At 74.2% G+C, this 14,465-nt stretch carries 13 protein-coding genes; 6 read left to right on the forward strand and 7 right to left on the reverse strand.

Translation table 11 applies throughout. The features are described 5' to 3' along the window. Positions 1 to 213 precede the first annotated feature (213 nt). The 4 genes from WME96_RS36695 to WME96_RS36710 all read left to right on the forward strand — a co-directional run bounded on the left by WME96_RS36695 (position 214) and on the right by WME96_RS36710 (position 5,194). Complete coding sequence (locus tag WME96_RS36695) at positions 214 to 2,817, forward strand: TonB family protein (RefSeq protein WP_437286231.1); 2,604 nt, start codon at positions 214 to 216, stop codon at positions 2,815 to 2,817. Next, positions 2,814 to 3,599, forward strand: a complete 786-nt coding sequence (locus tag WME96_RS36700; protein ID WP_437286232.1) for a hypothetical protein — start codon at positions 2,814 to 2,816, stop codon at positions 3,597 to 3,599. The genes WME96_RS36695 and WME96_RS36700 overlap by 4 nt, the downstream gene beginning before the upstream one ends. After that, complete coding sequence (locus WME96_RS36705) at positions 3,596 to 4,135, forward strand: hypothetical protein (protein ID WP_437286233.1); 540 nt, start codon at positions 3,596 to 3,598, stop codon at positions 4,133 to 4,135. Before WME96_RS36700 ends, WME96_RS36705 begins: the two co-directional genes overlap by 4 nt. Before the next feature lie 129 nt (positions 4,136 to 4,264). Continuing rightward, a complete protein-coding gene (locus WME96_RS36710; RefSeq protein WP_437286234.1) occupies positions 4,265 to 5,194 on the forward strand; it encodes a hypothetical protein in 930 nt (309 codons plus the stop codon). A gap of 50 nt (positions 5,195 to 5,244) precedes the next feature. Here WME96_RS36710 and WME96_RS36715 read toward each other — a convergent pair whose 3' ends face one another. The 5 genes from WME96_RS36715 to glgC form a co-directional block, all read right to left on the reverse strand. After that, positions 5,245 to 6,159 (reverse strand): alpha/beta hydrolase, encoded by a 915-nt coding sequence (locus WME96_RS36715; protein WP_437286235.1) that lies wholly within the window; start codon positions 6,157 to 6,159, stop codon positions 5,245 to 5,247. Positions 6,160 to 6,190: 31 nt separating this feature from the next. Further along, positions 6,191 to 6,940, reverse strand: coding sequence for an RsmE family RNA methyltransferase (locus tag WME96_RS36720; protein ID WP_437286236.1), 750 nt, complete (start codon positions 6,938 to 6,940; stop codon positions 6,191 to 6,193). Next, on the reverse strand, positions 6,937 to 7,902 hold the full coding sequence (locus tag WME96_RS36725) for a 50S ribosomal protein L11 methyltransferase (RefSeq protein ID WP_437286237.1): 966 nt from the start codon (positions 7,900 to 7,902) through the stop codon (positions 6,937 to 6,939). Before WME96_RS36725 ends, WME96_RS36720 begins: the two co-directional genes overlap by 4 nt. A 123-nt stretch (positions 7,903 to 8,025) precedes the next feature. Next, the gene (locus WME96_RS36730; protein WP_437286238.1) at positions 8,026 to 8,721 is read right to left on the reverse strand and encodes a metallophosphoesterase; all 696 of its coding nucleotides are present in this window, start codon (positions 8,719 to 8,721) and stop codon (positions 8,026 to 8,028) included. Positions 8,722 to 8,965: 244 nt separating this feature from the next. Continuing rightward, positions 8,966 to 10,234, reverse strand: coding sequence for a glucose-1-phosphate adenylyltransferase (gene glgC, locus WME96_RS36735; protein ID WP_061614391.1), 1,269 nt, complete (start codon positions 10,232 to 10,234; stop codon positions 8,966 to 8,968). A 497-nt stretch (positions 10,235 to 10,731) separates the two neighbouring features. On the opposite strand from glgC, the gene WME96_RS36740 reads away from it, so the two are divergent. After that, on the forward strand, positions 10,732 to 11,436 hold the full coding sequence (locus WME96_RS36740; protein ID WP_437286239.1) for a hypothetical protein: 705 nt from the start codon (positions 10,732 to 10,734) through the stop codon (positions 11,434 to 11,436). 46 nt (positions 11,437 to 11,482) lie between these two features. Here WME96_RS36740 and WME96_RS36745 read toward each other — a convergent pair whose 3' ends face one another. Together WME96_RS36745 and WME96_RS36750 are read right to left on the reverse strand one after the other, a co-directional pair. Next, on the reverse strand, positions 11,483 to 11,869 hold the full coding sequence (locus tag WME96_RS36745) for a hypothetical protein (RefSeq protein WP_437286240.1): 387 nt from the start codon (positions 11,867 to 11,869) through the stop codon (positions 11,483 to 11,485). Between the two features lie 101 nt (positions 11,870 to 11,970). Beyond that, on the reverse strand, positions 11,971 to 12,339 hold the full coding sequence (locus tag WME96_RS36750) for a hypothetical protein (protein ID WP_433929369.1): 369 nt from the start codon (positions 12,337 to 12,339) through the stop codon (positions 11,971 to 11,973). A 206-nt stretch (positions 12,340 to 12,545) separates the two neighbouring features. On the opposite strand from WME96_RS36750, the gene WME96_RS36755 reads away from it, so the two are divergent. Beyond that, entirely contained in the window at positions 12,546 to 14,444 is a 1,899-nt protein-coding gene (locus WME96_RS36755) for a chloride channel protein (RefSeq protein WP_437286241.1), read from the forward strand. Positions 14,445 to 14,465: the final 21 nt, after the last annotated feature.

Below are 14,465 nucleotides of genomic sequence, written 5' to 3' on the forward strand. Positions count from 1 at the left end.
GCGACGCCGCGACGCCCGCGCTTCCGTCGCCGGCGAGCGCGGGCGCTGCGCTTGCGGCGCCGCTGTGCGCCGTGGTAGTCGCGTGGGGCTCTCTTACCCATGCGCGCGTCTGGAGCAGAAGCAAGGACAGCGAGGCCGCGCGCCGGCGCGCGGCGCGCGTCCGCTCCGGAGGGCGCTGCAGAGTTCGCTGCTCGTGCATCGAAGCGATCTGCCGTGTCGAGGAGCCGCTGGGTGTTCGCCTGCTGTCTGTCGGTAAGCGCCGTCGCCGCGCTCGCCGCGCCGCCGGCGCTCGCGCAGCCCGGCGCGGCCGCGCCGCCGCAGATCCTCGAGCACGTCGACCCGGTGTACCCGCCCGAGCGGCTCGCCGAGGGCATCGACACCACGGTCACGCTGTTCGTCACGGTCGAGAAGGACGGCACGGTCAGCGACGCGGCCATCGCCGAGTCGGGCGGCGCGGGGTTCGACGAGGCCGCCCTGAACGCCGCGCGGCGGTGGCGCTTCTCTCCGGCCATGCGCGACGGCGCGCCGGTGCGGGCGCGGATCCGCGTGCCGTTCCACTTCGCGCCGGGCCCGCACGAGGCGCCGCCCGAGCCGGCGCCGGCGACGCCCGAGCAGCCGGCGGCGTCCCCGGCGCCCGCGCCCGAGGCGCCGAGGCCGGTGGAGTTCGCCGGGGGCGTCGCGGGCCCGCACGCGGTGGCCGAGCCGGGAAAGCCGATCGAGATCCACGTGCAGGGCCGCCCGAACCCGCCGCGGCGCGCGTCGAGCGACTTCCGGATCGGCCGCGCCGCGCTCTCCGCCGCGCCGCACGCGACCGCGGCCGACCTCCTGCGCACCGCGCCCGGCGTGCACGTGGCGCACCCCGAGGGCGAGGCGGTCGCGCAGCGCATCTTCCTCCGCGGCTTCGACGCCGAGCACGGCCAGGACGTCGAGCTCCGGGTCGGGCCGATCCCGCTGAACCAGCGCTCGCACGTGCACGGCCAGGGCTACGGGGACCTCAACGTGATCATCCCCGAGGTCGTGCGGTCGCTCCGCGTCGTCGAGGGCGTGTACGACCCGCAGCAGGGCGATTTCGCGGTCGCGGGCAGCGCGTACTTCGACCTCGGCGTGGAGGATCGCGGGCTCCTGCTCAAGGGGACGCTCGGCTCGTTCGGCACGCGGCGGCTGCTCGCGATCTGGGCGCCGGAGGCGCAGTCGGAGGACACGTTCGGGGCCGCCGCGGTGCGCGCCACCGACGGCTTCGGCGACGGCACGCGGGGGGCGATCTCGGGCGCCGCGGTCGGCCAGTACCGGATGCCGCTGCCGGACGAGTTCTCGCTGCTGCTCCACGTGGCGGCCCACGGCAGCCGCGCGAACCTCGCGGGCGTGCTCCGGCGGGACGACATCGAGGCGGGGCGCGTCGGCTTCCACGACGCGTACCGCGACCCGTCGGCCCGCTCGCAGTCGGCCGCGTCGACCCGGCTCCAGGTGGCGCTCTCCGCGGAGCGCGCGGACGACGACGGGTCCCAGAAGAGCGCGTGGCTCTGGGCGATGACGTCCGGGTACCGGAGCCGGATGAACTTCACCGGCTACACGCAGCGCTCGCGCGAGCGGCCCACGTGGGCCGGCCGGGGCGATCTCATCGAGCAATCGAACGAGGACGCCGCGCTCGGCGGAGGCCTCGCCTACCGCACGCCGCGCGTCCCGCTCGCGTCGTGGCTCCACGGCCAGGTGGCCGTCGGGGCCGAGGTGCAGACCGACGGCATCGATCAGGCGCAGAGCCTCCTCCAGCCGCCGCAGAACGAGACCTGGGATCGGCGCGTCGACGCGTCGATCCGGCTGACCGGGATCGGCGTGCACGGCGACGCGCTGCTCGAGCTGTCGCGCTGGGCGCGCCTGCGCGGCGGCGCCCGCGCGGACGTGCTCGTCTTCAACGTGGACGACCGCCTCGGCAACTTCATCCCGGCGTTCCAGAAGGAGACGCACATCCAGGGGTTCCGGCGCACGGCGGCGGGCGTGGCGTTCGGCCCGCGGGCCACGCTGGAGGTCGACCCGCTGCCCGCGCTGCGCCTCTCCGCCGCGTACGGCCATGGCTACCGCTCCCCGCAGGCGCGGCAGCTCGAGGAGGGCGAGAACGCGCCGTTCGCGACCGTGAGGAGCTACGAGGTCGGCGCGACGGTGCGCCCCGGCGGGGGCCTCAGCGCGACGGCGGCCGCGTACGAGACGCGCCTCTCCTACGATCTCGCGTTCGACGCGGCCGAGGGCGGGCTCGCGCGCATCGGCCCGACGACGCGCCGCGGGGTCGTCGTCTACCTGCAGGCGGCGCCGAGCCCGGCGCTGACCGCGGGTGTCAGCGCGACCCTGGCCCACGCCACGCTGGACGCGCCGCCCCCGCCGACGCCCGAGAACCCGACGCCGCCGTACGTCGAGGGGCAGCAGCTCCCGTTCGTGCCGCCCGTGGTGGTGCGCGCTGATCTGTCGGTGAAGCGGCCGATCGTCACGATCGCGGGCCGGCCGATCGAGGGGCGCCTCGGCTACGGCGCGACGTTCCTCTCGGCGCGGCCGCTGCCCTACGCGCAGAGCGCCGCGCCGGTCCTCGTGATGGACGCCTCGCTGTCGCTCCGGCGGAGCCTGCGGGCGGGCGGCGACCCCGCGCAGGAGGGCCCCTGGATCGAGGTCGGCGTGGAGGCGCAGAACCTGCTCGACGCGGAGCACGCGGACACCGAGTACTCGTTCGTCTCGAACTGGCAGACGACGCCGTTGCCCTCGGCGCTGCCGGCCCGGCACATCAGCGCGGGGCCGCCGCTCACGGTCCTCGGCAACGTGACGCTCTCGCTATGAACGATCGCCGCGCTCGCCACGATGGGAAAGGCCGCCCCGCCGCGCGCGGCCTGCTCGCGCTCGCGCTGGCGTTCTCCATGGCGCTGCCGGCGCTCGTCGGCTGCGCCGGCACCGGCCAGGCGGAGGTCTCGTACCTCGCGTACGCCGAGGCCACGCCGCCCGGGGAGATCGCGGCCGGCGACTGGACGGTCGCGCTCGACGAGGCGGCGGTGGCGTTCGGCCCGGTCCAGTTCTGCGCGGCCGCGTCCGGATCGGCGACGCTGTGCAGCACCGCGATCGCCGAGCTGCTCTCGATCGCGCAGGTCGATCTGCTCGCCCCGGAGCCGCAGCCGCTCGGCCGGGTCCGCGGCTTCGAGGGGGAGATCCGGAGCGCGTCGTTCGACTACGGCATCCACTGGTTCCTGACCGAGTCGGCGCCGGCGCGATCGCCCGCGGCGCCCGGGGGGCACTCGGCCCACCTGCGCGGGCGCGCGACGCGCGGCGACGACGTGCTCGAGTTCGTGGCCGACGTCGACGCGGCGCCGCAGTTCCAGGGGCAGCGCGCCGTCCCGAGCGTCGCGGCCGCGGCGACCGTCGGCGCCGAGCCGGTGCGCCTCGCGGTCCGCTTCGACGTGGGCGCGTGGCTCGCGCGGGTCGATTTCGACGCGGTGCTCGAGGGCGCCGGGGGCGAGGGCGGGACGACCGAGGCGGTGATCGCGCCGGGGTCGCGCGCGCACAACGCGCTGGTGATCGCCATGACGGCGCAGAGCCCGCCGGAGTTCGTCTGGTCGGAGGCGCCGTGAGGGGGCGCCGCGGCGCGGTCGCCGGCGCGACCGCGCGCGGGCGGACGGCGCGGCGGCCGCTCCTCGGGCCTGCGCGCGCGCGCACGGCCGGGCTGCGCGCGGGCTGGAGCGCGCGGTGGATCGCGCTGCTCGCGCTGCTCGCGCAGCTCTCGGGGCTGGCGCACGCGCTGCTCGTGCGGCACGCGCGCTGCGAGCACGGCGAGCTGGTCCACGTCGGCGCGCTCGTCGGCGCTGTCCACGCCGGCCACGGCGCCGCCCGCGCCGCGCTGCCGGCCGCCGCCGCGGCGCCGCAGCAGGCCGAGGGCGAAGCGCCCGGTCCCGGGGAGCGGGTCGCAGCGCAGGACGCGCTGCCCCACCTCGACGACGATCACTGCGACGCGTTCGCGCTGCGCGGCCAGCTCGGCGCGCCCGTTCACCGCGTGGGCGAGGCCACCCTGCTCGAGGTGCTCCGCCTCGCCGCGCTCCGGCCCTCTCCGGAGGTCCGGCCGATCCCCTTGCTGATCCTGGCGCCGAAGAGCTCTCCGCCCGCGGCCTGAGCTGCGAGGTGAGCGGGTGATGCGGGCGCGGGGCGCGCGAGACGGCGCGGGCCTGCGCTCGGCCCACGTGACGGGCGGCGCGCGCGTGCGCGCTCGTCCGGAGTTTTCGACGACAGAGGAGCCAGGATCATGGTGAGAGCGAGAGAGACAGGGGTGCTGGTCGCGGCGTGCGCGCTCGCGCTGGTCGCGGGGTGCGGCGGAGAGGACAGCGCGGGGTCCGGGACCGGCGCCGTGCAGATCTTCGTCGAGCCGGAGGACACCATCCCCGAGGGCCTCGAGCCGGGCACGGGGGAGGAGAACATCGCGGACGGCTGGCGGGTCACGTACGACAAGTTCCTCGTGACGATCGGCAACGTGCGCGCGGCGCGCTCGGACGCCGAGGAGACGCTGCGCGATCCCTCGGTGTTCGTGCTCGACCTCAAGAACGCGCCGGCCACGAGGTACGTGATCGCGGAGTTCGACGGCGTGAGCGCGGTGCGCTGGGACCGCTTCGGGTTCGACCTCCCGAACGCGCGGGAGGGGGTGAAGTCGCTGTCGCCCACCTCGGAGGGCGACGTGGCGTTGATGGTCGAGAACGGCTACTCGGTCTTCTTCGAGGGGTCGATCGAGAAGGAGGGCGGCGAGTCGTGCCCGCGCGGCGAGGCGTGCGTCCCCGCGGAGAAGGTGCGCTTCAGCTGGGGTCTGTCGGCCGGGACGTCGTTCGACGACTGCGCGACCGAGGACGAGCTGACCGGCTTCAGCGTGCCGACCGGCGGGACGATCGCGGTGAAGCCGACCATCCACGGCGATCACTGGTTCTTCAACAACATCACCGCGGGCGCGGAGATCACGAAGCGCTACGCGCAGTACATCGCCGACAGCGATCTCGACGGCGACGGCGAGACGACGATCGACGAGCTCAGGGAGGTGAAGGTCGCCGAGGTCTTCGGCCAGGACTACAACCTCGGCGGCGCGCTCGGGGTGATCGAGACGGCGTACGACTACGTCGTCGCGCAGGCGCGCACGCTCGGCGACTTCCAGGGCGACGGCGAGTGCCCGACGCGCGCCGTCCTGCCGTGATCGGGTGAAGGCGGCTGGCCGCGTCGGCCGTGACGGCCGGCGCGGCCCGCCTAGCGCGGCTCGTGCTCGCGCCAGAAGGCGAACGCCTCGTCCAGGTAGATCTCCCTGGCGCCGTGGCCGACCGGGTGCTCGGCGACGCGCACGGGCCAGCCCGCGCCACGCAGCACGTCGGCGAGGGCGCGGGCCGAGCGGCCGACCGTGTCGTGGGCGCCGAAGCCGATGTAGAACGGCCTGGGATCGAGCGTCGCGAGCTCGGGCGCCGCCTGGCCTCCGCCGCCGGACATCGCGCCATAGCCGTCGGCGACGATGCCGCCGCGCAGCGCGAGCGCCGCGGCGAAGAACGCGCCCGACGACGAGCCGGCGACGTACACGCGCGAGAACGGGGCGCCGGCGATCTCCTCGAGCTTTCGCCGCTTCTCCGCGAACGTCGCCACGAACGCAGCGGCGTGCTTCTCGTACGCGGGCGCGCCCGTCGGCCAGCCCCACCAGCGCGCGTACCCCTTCGGCGCGAGGCCGACCTTGCCGCGCGGCATCAGCGCGGCGACGCCCGCGCGCCGGGAGGCGCGCGACACGACCGTCTCGAAGTTGGTCTTCTGCTGGCTGTCCTTCCCCGGCGGGACGATCCCGTGGAGGTAGATGAGCAGCGCGCGCGTCGGCGCGTCGGGCAGCACGTAGCAGGTCTCCTCGTCGAGCGCGTCGACGCCGTCGATGCACCAGTCCGTCTCGACCCGCGGCGGGCGCGCCCGAGGCCACGGCGCCAGCGCTGCCTGCGCGCTCGTCGACGCGGTCACGGCCGGGGGCGGCGGCGACGCCGGGGCGGGCGCTGCTCGAGCAGGCGCGGCGCCGTCACGCGCCAGCGCGGGCCGGCTCCTCGGCGCGTCCGCGGCGCTGTTGCACGCGCAGGAAACGACCACGAGCGCGGTGAAGCGCCGCGCGATCCGCCCGCCGGGCGCAGCGCCGTTCATGGCGCCTCGAGGCGACGCTCCGGCCGGCCCATCACCCCGCCCGCGCGTCGCTCACCGCGATCAGCGCCCCGAGCGCCGCCGCGCACACCGTCTCCGTGCGCAAGGTCAGCGTGCCGAGGCGCACCCGCTCGAACCCGAGCGCCGCGCACACGCCGAGCTCCTCCGGCGTGAAGCCGCCCTCCGGACCGACGGCGAACGCCGCCTCCATGCCCGGCGTGAGCGCCGCGAGCCGCGCGCCGAGCGGCGTCTCCGCGTACGGGTCGAGGCACATCCCCAGCGCGCCCCCGCCGCCGGCGCGCGCCTCCGCGAGCGCCGCCGCGAGGCTCATCGGCGCGTCCACCCGCGGCGCGTCCCCGCGGCCGCACTGGCGCGCCGCCTCCACCGCGATCCTGCGCCAGCGCTGCCCCTTGTCCTCCGCGGGCCGCGCCACGCTGCGCGCCGAGATCGCCGGGATGATCCGCGTCGCCCCGAGCTCGGTCGCGTCGCGCACCACCGCGTCCATCTTGTCGCCCTTGCCGACCGCCTGGATCCACGTCACCCGCCGCCCGGGTCGCAGCGCCGCCGGGCGGGGCGCCTCGATCCGCGCCTCCGCGCTGCGCCGGCCGACCGACTCGAGCGTCGCGTCCGCCTCGACCCCGAGCTCCGGATCGAACACGACGAAGCGATCGCCCTCGCGCAGCCGGTGCACCCGCACCACGTAGCTCGCCGTCTCCGCCGGCAGCGCGATCACGCCGGCCGCGATCGATCCGAGCGGCACCCGCAAGAGCCCCGGGCCGCTCATCCCGACGAGGGCGCCGCGCCGCGCGGCACAGGAGCGCGGAACAGGAGCGCCACCCACCCCTCGCCGCCCGCGTCGCCGCGCCCCGCCGGCCGCGCCGCGCCCCGCTCGCCGCGCGGCGACGCCGGATCCGGACGGGTCGCGACGTGCTCGAGCTGGAGCGACGTGTACCGCGCCACCAGGTCGTCGCGCTCGCTCTCGAGGATGCCCGACAGGATCAGCCGGCCGCCCGGCTCGAGCACGCGCGCGAGCTCCGGCGCCATCGGCCGGAGCACCCGCGCCTCGATGTTCGCGACGACCCACGGGAACCGCCGCGTCACCGCCTCGACCACGCCGGCGCTCGCGTCGACGCGGCCCTCGAGGCCGTTGCGCGCCGCGTTCTCGCGGACCACCTCGATCACGTCGTCGTCGTTGTCGATCGCCACCGCCCGCTCCGCGCCGAGCAGCAGCGCGACCAGAGCGAGGATGCCGCTGCCCGTGCCCACGTCGAGGATCTCGCGGCCGCGGAGCTCCGCGGCGTGCTCGTCGAGGAGCTCCGCGACGAGCGCTGTCGTCGCGTGGAGGCCCGTGCCGAACGCCCGCCCGGGCTCGAGCAGGAGCGCCCGCTCGCCCTCGCCCCGCGGCGCGTGTTCGACCCACGGCGGCACGACCGTGATCGTGGGCGTCAGCGCGAACGGCGCGAAGTGCTCCTTCCACGCGTCGCGCCACGCGTCGCCCACCACCTCCTCGAGCCGCGCGGCGAGCGGCGGATCGAGCTCCGCGAGGGTCGCGATCGCGGCGTTCGCCTCGTCGTGATCCTCGAAGCTCGCGACAAGCGTCACCTGGCCGGAGAGGGCGCCGCGCACGAGCGTCTGCTCGTCGCGCTGCTCCACGCCGGTGGCGCCCAGCTCGAAGAGCGCGGCGGCGATCTCGTCGGCCTCCGGCTCGGGGACATCGACTGCGACGAACGGGTATCGAGGCTCCACGTGGCTTGCTCCGTGACGGGCCGCCGGCCTGAAGAGCGGCGGCGGCGCGGCCGGGAGCCTAACGAAAATCCCGCGCGGCGGGGCCGCCGATCGCGCGGAACCGCTGGAAGAACCGGAGCATTTTTAGCGTCCGACGTAGCGGCGCCGCGACGGGACCGAGACGAGCACCTCGCCGCGCGCCGCCGGCGGGGGCACGCGCTCGCCGTCGTGGAGCACCATCGCCGTGAGGCGGCCGCCGTACACCGCGCCCGTGTCGATCCCGGTCGCCCACGCGTGCATCTGCGGCTCGCTCCGCGCGTTGTGCCCGAACACCACGTGCGGCGGGCCCTGGTAGGTCTGGCCCCACAGCGTCTTGCCCCCGCGGCGCTCGACCGGCTCGCCGTAGCGGCCGAGGCAGCGCACGTACATCAACGTGTGCGGGTCCTGCCGCTCGATCGGCAGCCCGGGGATCAGGCCCGCGTGCACGACGCGCAGCCCGTGCTCCGGCAGATCCAGCCAGTACGGCAGCGTCTCGAGCCAGGCCCAGTCGCGCTTGCGGAGCTGCTGCGCGGTCTCCTTCGAGAGCTCCCCCAGCGGCTCGCCGCGCGGATCGCTGCGCCCCGCGCGCCAGCGGAGCAGCCGGTCCTCGTGGTTGCCCCGCACCGAGATCGCGCCGAGCTCCCGGAGCAGGTCGAGCGTTCCGCACGGATCCGGTCCGCGCACGATCATATCGCCGACCATGACGACCCGGTCGCCCGACGCGAAGCCGACGTGCTCGATCAGCCGCGCCAGCTCATCCCGGCAGCCGTGAACGTCACCGATGATGATCGTGCGCGGCATCTCACACCCAAGGTAGCAGGGACGCCCGGTCCAGGGGGCCCCGAGGCCCCGGCCTCCCGCGCGCAGCCCGACCGCGCGGCCCCGCGCCCGGCGAGCGCCCGCCGCGCCCGGACGCCATGAGCAGCAATTTTTCCTGAAATTCCGGACACATGGAAGCGCATCGCCGCCAGGCGGTCGGGCTCATCGGCCGCCGGCGGCCCGGTCGCCGCGCGGGCGCGCGGCGACGGGGTTCCGGTCAGGAACGTTACGGGGAGTCGATCTTCGCGCGCTTCGGGATCACGACGATCCCGCCCTCGCTGACGAACCACTTCTTGCGGTCCTCCTCGAGGTTGAAGCCGATCTCGGCGCCCGCGGGGATCTCGACGTCCTTGTCGATGATGCAGCGGCGGAGCTTGACGTGGCGCCCGATCTTCACGTCCTCGAACAGCACGCACTCCTCGATGTGGCTGAACGAGTTCACGCGCACCCGGTTCGAGAGCACGCTCCGGTGGATCCGGCCGCCGGAGATGATGCACCCGAGCGAGACGAGGCTGTCCGTCGCGATGCCGACGCGCGCGTTCGCCTCGTCGCGGAACACGAACTTGGCGGGCGGGTCGTGGCTGATGCCCGTCCGGATCGGCCAGCGCGGGTTGTAGAAGTTGAACGCCGGCTGGATGCTGACCAGATCCATCTGCGCCGCCCAGTACGCGTCGATCGTCCCGATGTCGCGCCAGTAGCCCGCGCCCTCGTCCTCGCCGGGGACGAGGTTCTCGTGGAAATCGTAGACGTAGACGCGGCTGCCGCTCTGGACCATCCGCGGGATGATGTCGCGCCCGAAGTCGTGCGCGCTGTCCTCCGTCGCGGCGTCCTGCTCGAGGACGTCGAGCAGCGCCGGGGTCTTGAAGATGTAGTTGCCCATCGAGGCGAGGCACATGCCCGGCCTGCCCGGCATGCTCGGCGGATCCTGCACCTTCTCGTGGAAGGCGATGATGCGCCCCGCCTCGTCGCACTCGATGACGCCGAAGGAGCGGGCCTCCTCCTTCGTCACCGGGATGGCCGCCACCGTCACCTCGGCGTCGCGCGACAGGTGCTCGTGCAGCATCTGGCGCACGTCCATCTTGTAGACGTGATCGCCGCCGAAGATGCAGAGGTGCTCGGGCGACTCGTCCGTGATGACGTGCTGGGTCTGGTAGACGGCGTCCGCCGACCCCTTGAACCAGCTCTTGCCCGTGCGCTGCTGCGCGGGGACGGTCTCGATGAAGCTGTCGAGCATCGGCGACAGGCGCCAGGCTCGGGCGATGTGCTCGTCTAGCGACGCGCTCTTGTACTGCGTGAGGATCTTGATTCGGTGCAGGCCGGAGTTGACGAAGTTCGAGAGGACGATGTCGATGATCCGGTAGCGGCCGCCGAACGGCACGGCTGGCTTCGCCCGATCGTGCGTGAGCGGGCCGAGCCGGCGGCCTTCACCGCCAGCGAGGATCATCACCAAAACCTTCGACGCTTCGAAAGCGGCGCGCAGGGTCGTCTCGCGCATGGGACGCAGAGGGTACTCGATCGGTGTTGCCAGCGCGAAGAGCGGAAACGCGCCCTCCGCGCATTCGAGGCGATCCGGGGCGCCGGGAGAGCGTCGCGGAGGCCGGCGCGACGCGCCGCGGGGCACGGCGCCGCGCGACGCGCCGCGGGGCGCGGCGCCGCGCGGCACCACACCCGAGAATACCTGCGCGCGTGAGGTCCCGCGGGCCCCCGCGGGCGCCGCGTCGGCGAGCGCCGCGAGCGGGCTCCTCCGGCGCGGCCGCTCGCCGCGGCGCGGCGGCGGGCGCGTCGACCAGGTGGCCGCTCGCCGCTTGATGAAGCGCAGGGGACGTTTCCGTTTCTCTTTACGATCCGCTCGCGGCCGTGTTAGCCGTTTTTGCCGCCGCGCGCGCATGCGAGAGGCGCCTGATTCGCGCGCGGCGCACCGCTGTCCGAGGGCTACTCCAGCGCTGGATCTTTCCTGCTGGCGCGCCCGTCACGTTGACCTTTGGAGATGCCATGAACGTCCGATTCGGTCGAACCCTCGCCGCCGCTGTCCTCCTCGTCGCGGGCACTTCAGGGTGCGGAACGGACGAGCAGCCGTACCAGCCCAAGCCCGCGTTCAGCGGCAGCAAGCCGAACCTGCCCGCGGTGCCGACGCTGCCCGCGAAGAACAAGAAGCAGGGCGACGCCTACACGGTCTGGGGCGTCACGCACGACCTCCGGAGCCGCGTCCACTTCGAGGACGTGAACGGCAAGAAGCTCTCGATCATCGGCTACATCGTCAAGACGAACCTCGCGGACGCCCCGGCCTGCGCCGTGCACAAGACCGGCAAGGCCGACCCGCCGGACTGCAAGGCGCCCGTCCCGAGCTTCGCGATCGCCGACGAGAAGGGCGAGACGAAGGACGTGATCGAGGTGATGGGCTGGGCCTCGAACTTCGCGCAGATCTACAGCATGATCGAGGCGATCGACAAGGCGCCGCGCGGCAAGGAGGGCGAGGCCAAGCTCACGGACGAGTTCTGGGGCCAGGAGATGCCGAACCCGATCCCGGCCGTCGGCGCGAAGGTGAAGGTCACCGGCACCTACGGCGTGACGTTCACGAAGTCGACTGGCGGCGCGGCCGCCAACCCGAAGTACGGCATCATGTCGGTCGAGCAGATCGAGTACCTCGAGCCGCCGACCGAGAAGGCCACCCTCCCCGGCATGAAGCGGCGCCCCTGACGCCCGCGCGCGGCGGCCCGCGCCGGGCCGCCGCGTCACGTGAGGTTCACGTGAGGATCGAGCGGATACCGCTGCTCGGCTCGGTCGCCGCCGACTCGAAGATCGCGTCGATGATCAGCCGGCGCGCCGCATCGTCGCTCGCCTCCCGGCGGTCGAGGCGCACCAGCGAGGCGGGCGCCTGGCGGATGACCGCGTCGAACGACGCCGCGTCGAAGCGGTACAGCTCCTCCGCGACGACGACGGCGTAGGGCTGCGACGCGGCGATCGTCGGCCGGAGCGAGCGCAGATCGCACTCGCGCACCGCGACCCCGAGCCGGGCCCCGACCTCCCGGCACACGGCGACGAACTCGGCAGGACAGCCGGCCACGATCACGAGAGGGATGGGCGGAGCGCTCGGGACCACGGCCTTGCGCGGCTTCGTACCGTCCTCCATACCCGGCTCAGGGTAGGCCATGACCTGAGTACGCCGGCAAGGGAATTGTTTCGCCGAGCACCACGGCGCGTAGCCTGCCTACCCGCGCGCGCGCCCTGCGCTCAGCGCACGCCGGTGCTCGGCTGGACATGCCACCCGCGGCCCTCCTCCGCGCCGACGAAGCGGATCCGCCCGGACCGCTCCATGTCGTCGACCAGCTCCTCCGCCTCGAGCTGCGAGATGTCGATCCGGCCGCAGAGCACGTCCCGGAACTGCGTCTTGCCCTGCACGTAGTCGGCGTCGATGAGCGGGCCGAGCGTGGCCACGAGGATCTCGGCCGCCAGATCCAGCGCCAGCACGGGCGTGAACACGGCGTCGTCCGTCGTCCGGACGCTCTCGTCCGTCGTCTGGACCGCCGCGTCGCCCATCGCGACGCTCTCGTCCTCGGTGATGATGGTGCCGTACTCGACGGTGCTCGGATCGTTCGTCATTCCTTCACCTCGCCCACGCTCCGACCGAGCCTGGAGACCGCGCCCGCGTCGGGCTTCCTCCCACGCTCATGGAGCGCGGGAGCGCCGGGCGGAAGCCGGTCCCGTGATGGCGCCGCTGAAGAAGTCGCGCCTGGCCGCGATTTCAGGCAGCAACCGGCGGAGAGATCAGGGAAGCTACCGCCGGGGGGACCCTGAGCCCCGAAGTCATGATGTCGTCCCCCGAGGACTCCCACGCACGCCCCAGCCGCATGGGGGTCGCGCGCACCCCGCTACCCCGCGCGCAAGGGCTGATCGCCTTCCAGCTCGTCGGCCGGGTGCTCCTCCACGCGATCCTCGTCGGCGTGGCGGCCGGCATCGTCGGCTCGCTCTTCTTCGCCGCCCTCGAGCTCGCCGAGCACGAGTTCCTCCTCTCGCTCACCGGCTACAAGCCGCTCCGCGCGAAGGGCGAGTCGGTGTTCGCGGGCGCGCACTCCGGGCCGTTCCGGCCGTGGCTCGTCTGCGTGCTGCCCGCGCTCGGCGCCCTCGTCGGCGGGCTGCTCACGGCGAAGCTCGCGCCGGAGACGCGCGGCGGCGGCAGCGACGCGTTCATCGCCGCGTTCCACCACAAGGCCGGCAACATGCGCAGGCGCGTGCCGGTGGTGAAGGCGCTCGCCGCCATCTTCACCCTCGGCTGCGGCGGCTCCGGCGGGCGCGAGGGGCCGACCATGCAGATCGGCGGCGCGATCGGCTCGATCATCGGGCGCGCCCTGCGCGTGGGCGCGCGCGAGCGGCGGATCCTGCTCATCGCGGGCGCGGCCGCGGGCATGTCCGCCGTGTTCCGGACGCCGCTCGGCGCCGCGCTCCTCGCCGTCGAGGTGCTGCACCGCGACGACTTCGAGGCCGACGCGCTCGTCCCGTCCATCCTCGCGAGCGTCGTCTCGTACTCCGTCTTCATCTATTTCTTCGGCGAGTCCACGCTGTTCGCGCACGCGCCGCGCTACCCGTTCATCCCGAGCCACCTCCCCCTCTACGCCGCGCTCGCGCTCGTCGTCTCGCTGGTGGCCACCGTGTTCCTCCGGACGATGCACGCCGTGGAGCACGCGGCGCACCAGATCCGGCTGCCGATCTGGGCGAAGCCCGCGCTCGGCGGCCTCGCGCTCGGCGCGCTCGTGACGCCGCTGCTCATGCTCCTCGGGCCGCGCTTCGACCGGCCGGGGCAGGGCTTCGGGATGCTGGGCGCGGGCTACGGCGCGGCCCAGATCGCGATCACCGGCGCCTCGTGGATGCCGAGCGGGTGGACGGCCGTGCAGCTCCTGCTCGTGGTGCTCGCCACGAAGATCGTCGCGACGTCGCTCACCGTGGGCTCGGGCGGCTGCGCGGGCGACTTCGGCCCGTCGCTCGTGCTCGGCGCGCTCACGGGCGGGGCCTTCGGGCGCGCGGCGGAGCTGCTCCTCAACGACCCGCGCATCGATCCCGGCGCCTTCGCGCTCGTCGGGATGGGCACGTTCTACGGCGGCATCGCGCACGTGCCGATCGCCTCGCTCGTCATGGTCTGCGAGCTCGCCGGCAGCTACGACCTGCTGGTGCCGCTCATGCTGTGCGAGGGCATCGCCTTCGTCGCGCTCCGGCACAGCACCCTGTACCGCGCCCAGGTCGCGACGAAGCGCGAGTCCCCGGCGCACCGGGACGAGCTCATCGTCGACGTGCTCCGCAGCATCCGCGTCGCCGACATCGTCATCCGCAGCCGCCCGTTCGTGTCGTTCGACGCGCGGGCGCCCGCCACGAGCGTCGTCGAGCGCATCGCGGCCTGCGAGTGGCAGGACACGTTCCCCGTGCTCTCCGACGACGGCAAGGTCATCGGCACCATCGACGCCGAGATCCTCCGCGCCGCGGCGATGAGCCCCGAGCTCTCGGGGCTCGCGATCGCGCACGACATGATGACGAGCCCCGCCTCGGTCAGCGAGACGGAGGACCTGCACGGCGCGCTGCGGGTGCTGCTGGAGCACGGCGTGCGCGAGCTCCTCGTCACCGACGCCGACGGCCATATCGTCGGCATCCTCGACGAGTCCGACATCACCCGCGCTTACCACGAGGCGACCGCGCAGCTCGAAGGTGCGGCGCAGTAGGAGCCGCGCGCCCGCTGGCCC

This window comes from Sorangium sp. So ce406, assembly GCF_051474675.1.
GTDB classification, from domain to species: domain Bacteria; phylum Myxococcota_A; class Polyangia; order Polyangiales; family Polyangiaceae; genus Sorangium; species Sorangium cellulosum_G.

Coding starts and splice junctions, on each gene's coding strand:
- WME96_RS36700 (WP_437286232.1), top strand. CDS start 2,814: ATGAACGATCGCCGCGCTCGCCACGATGGGAAAGGCCGCCCCGCCGCG.
- WME96_RS36710 (WP_437286234.1), top strand. CDS start 4,265: ATGGTGAGAGCGAGAGAGACAGGGGTGCTGGTCGCGGCGTGCGCGCTC.
- WME96_RS36715 (WP_437286235.1), bottom strand. CDS start 6,159: ATGAACGGCGCTGCGCCCGGCGGGCGGATCGCGCGGCGCTTCACCGCG.
- WME96_RS36720 (WP_437286236.1), bottom strand. CDS start 6,940: ATGAGCGGCCCGGGGCTCTTGCGGGTGCCGCTCGGATCGATCGCGGCC.
- WME96_RS36730 (WP_437286238.1), bottom strand. CDS start 8,721: ATGCCGCGCACGATCATCATCGGTGACGTTCACGGCTGCCGGGATGAG.
- glgC (WP_061614391.1), bottom strand. CDS start 10,234: ATGCGCGAGACGACCCTGCGCGCCGCTTTCGAAGCGTCGAAGGTTTTG.
- WME96_RS36740 (WP_437286239.1), top strand. CDS start 10,732: ATGAACGTCCGATTCGGTCGAACCCTCGCCGCCGCTGTCCTCCTCGTC.
- WME96_RS36745 (WP_437286240.1), bottom strand. CDS start 11,869: ATGGAGGACGGTACGAAGCCGCGCAAGGCCGTGGTCCCGAGCGCTCCG.
- WME96_RS36750 (WP_433929369.1), bottom strand. CDS start 12,339: ATGACGAACGATCCGAGCACCGTCGAGTACGGCACCATCATCACCGAG.
- WME96_RS36755 (WP_437286241.1), top strand. CDS start 12,546: ATGATGTCGTCCCCCGAGGACTCCCACGCACGCCCCAGCCGCATGGGG.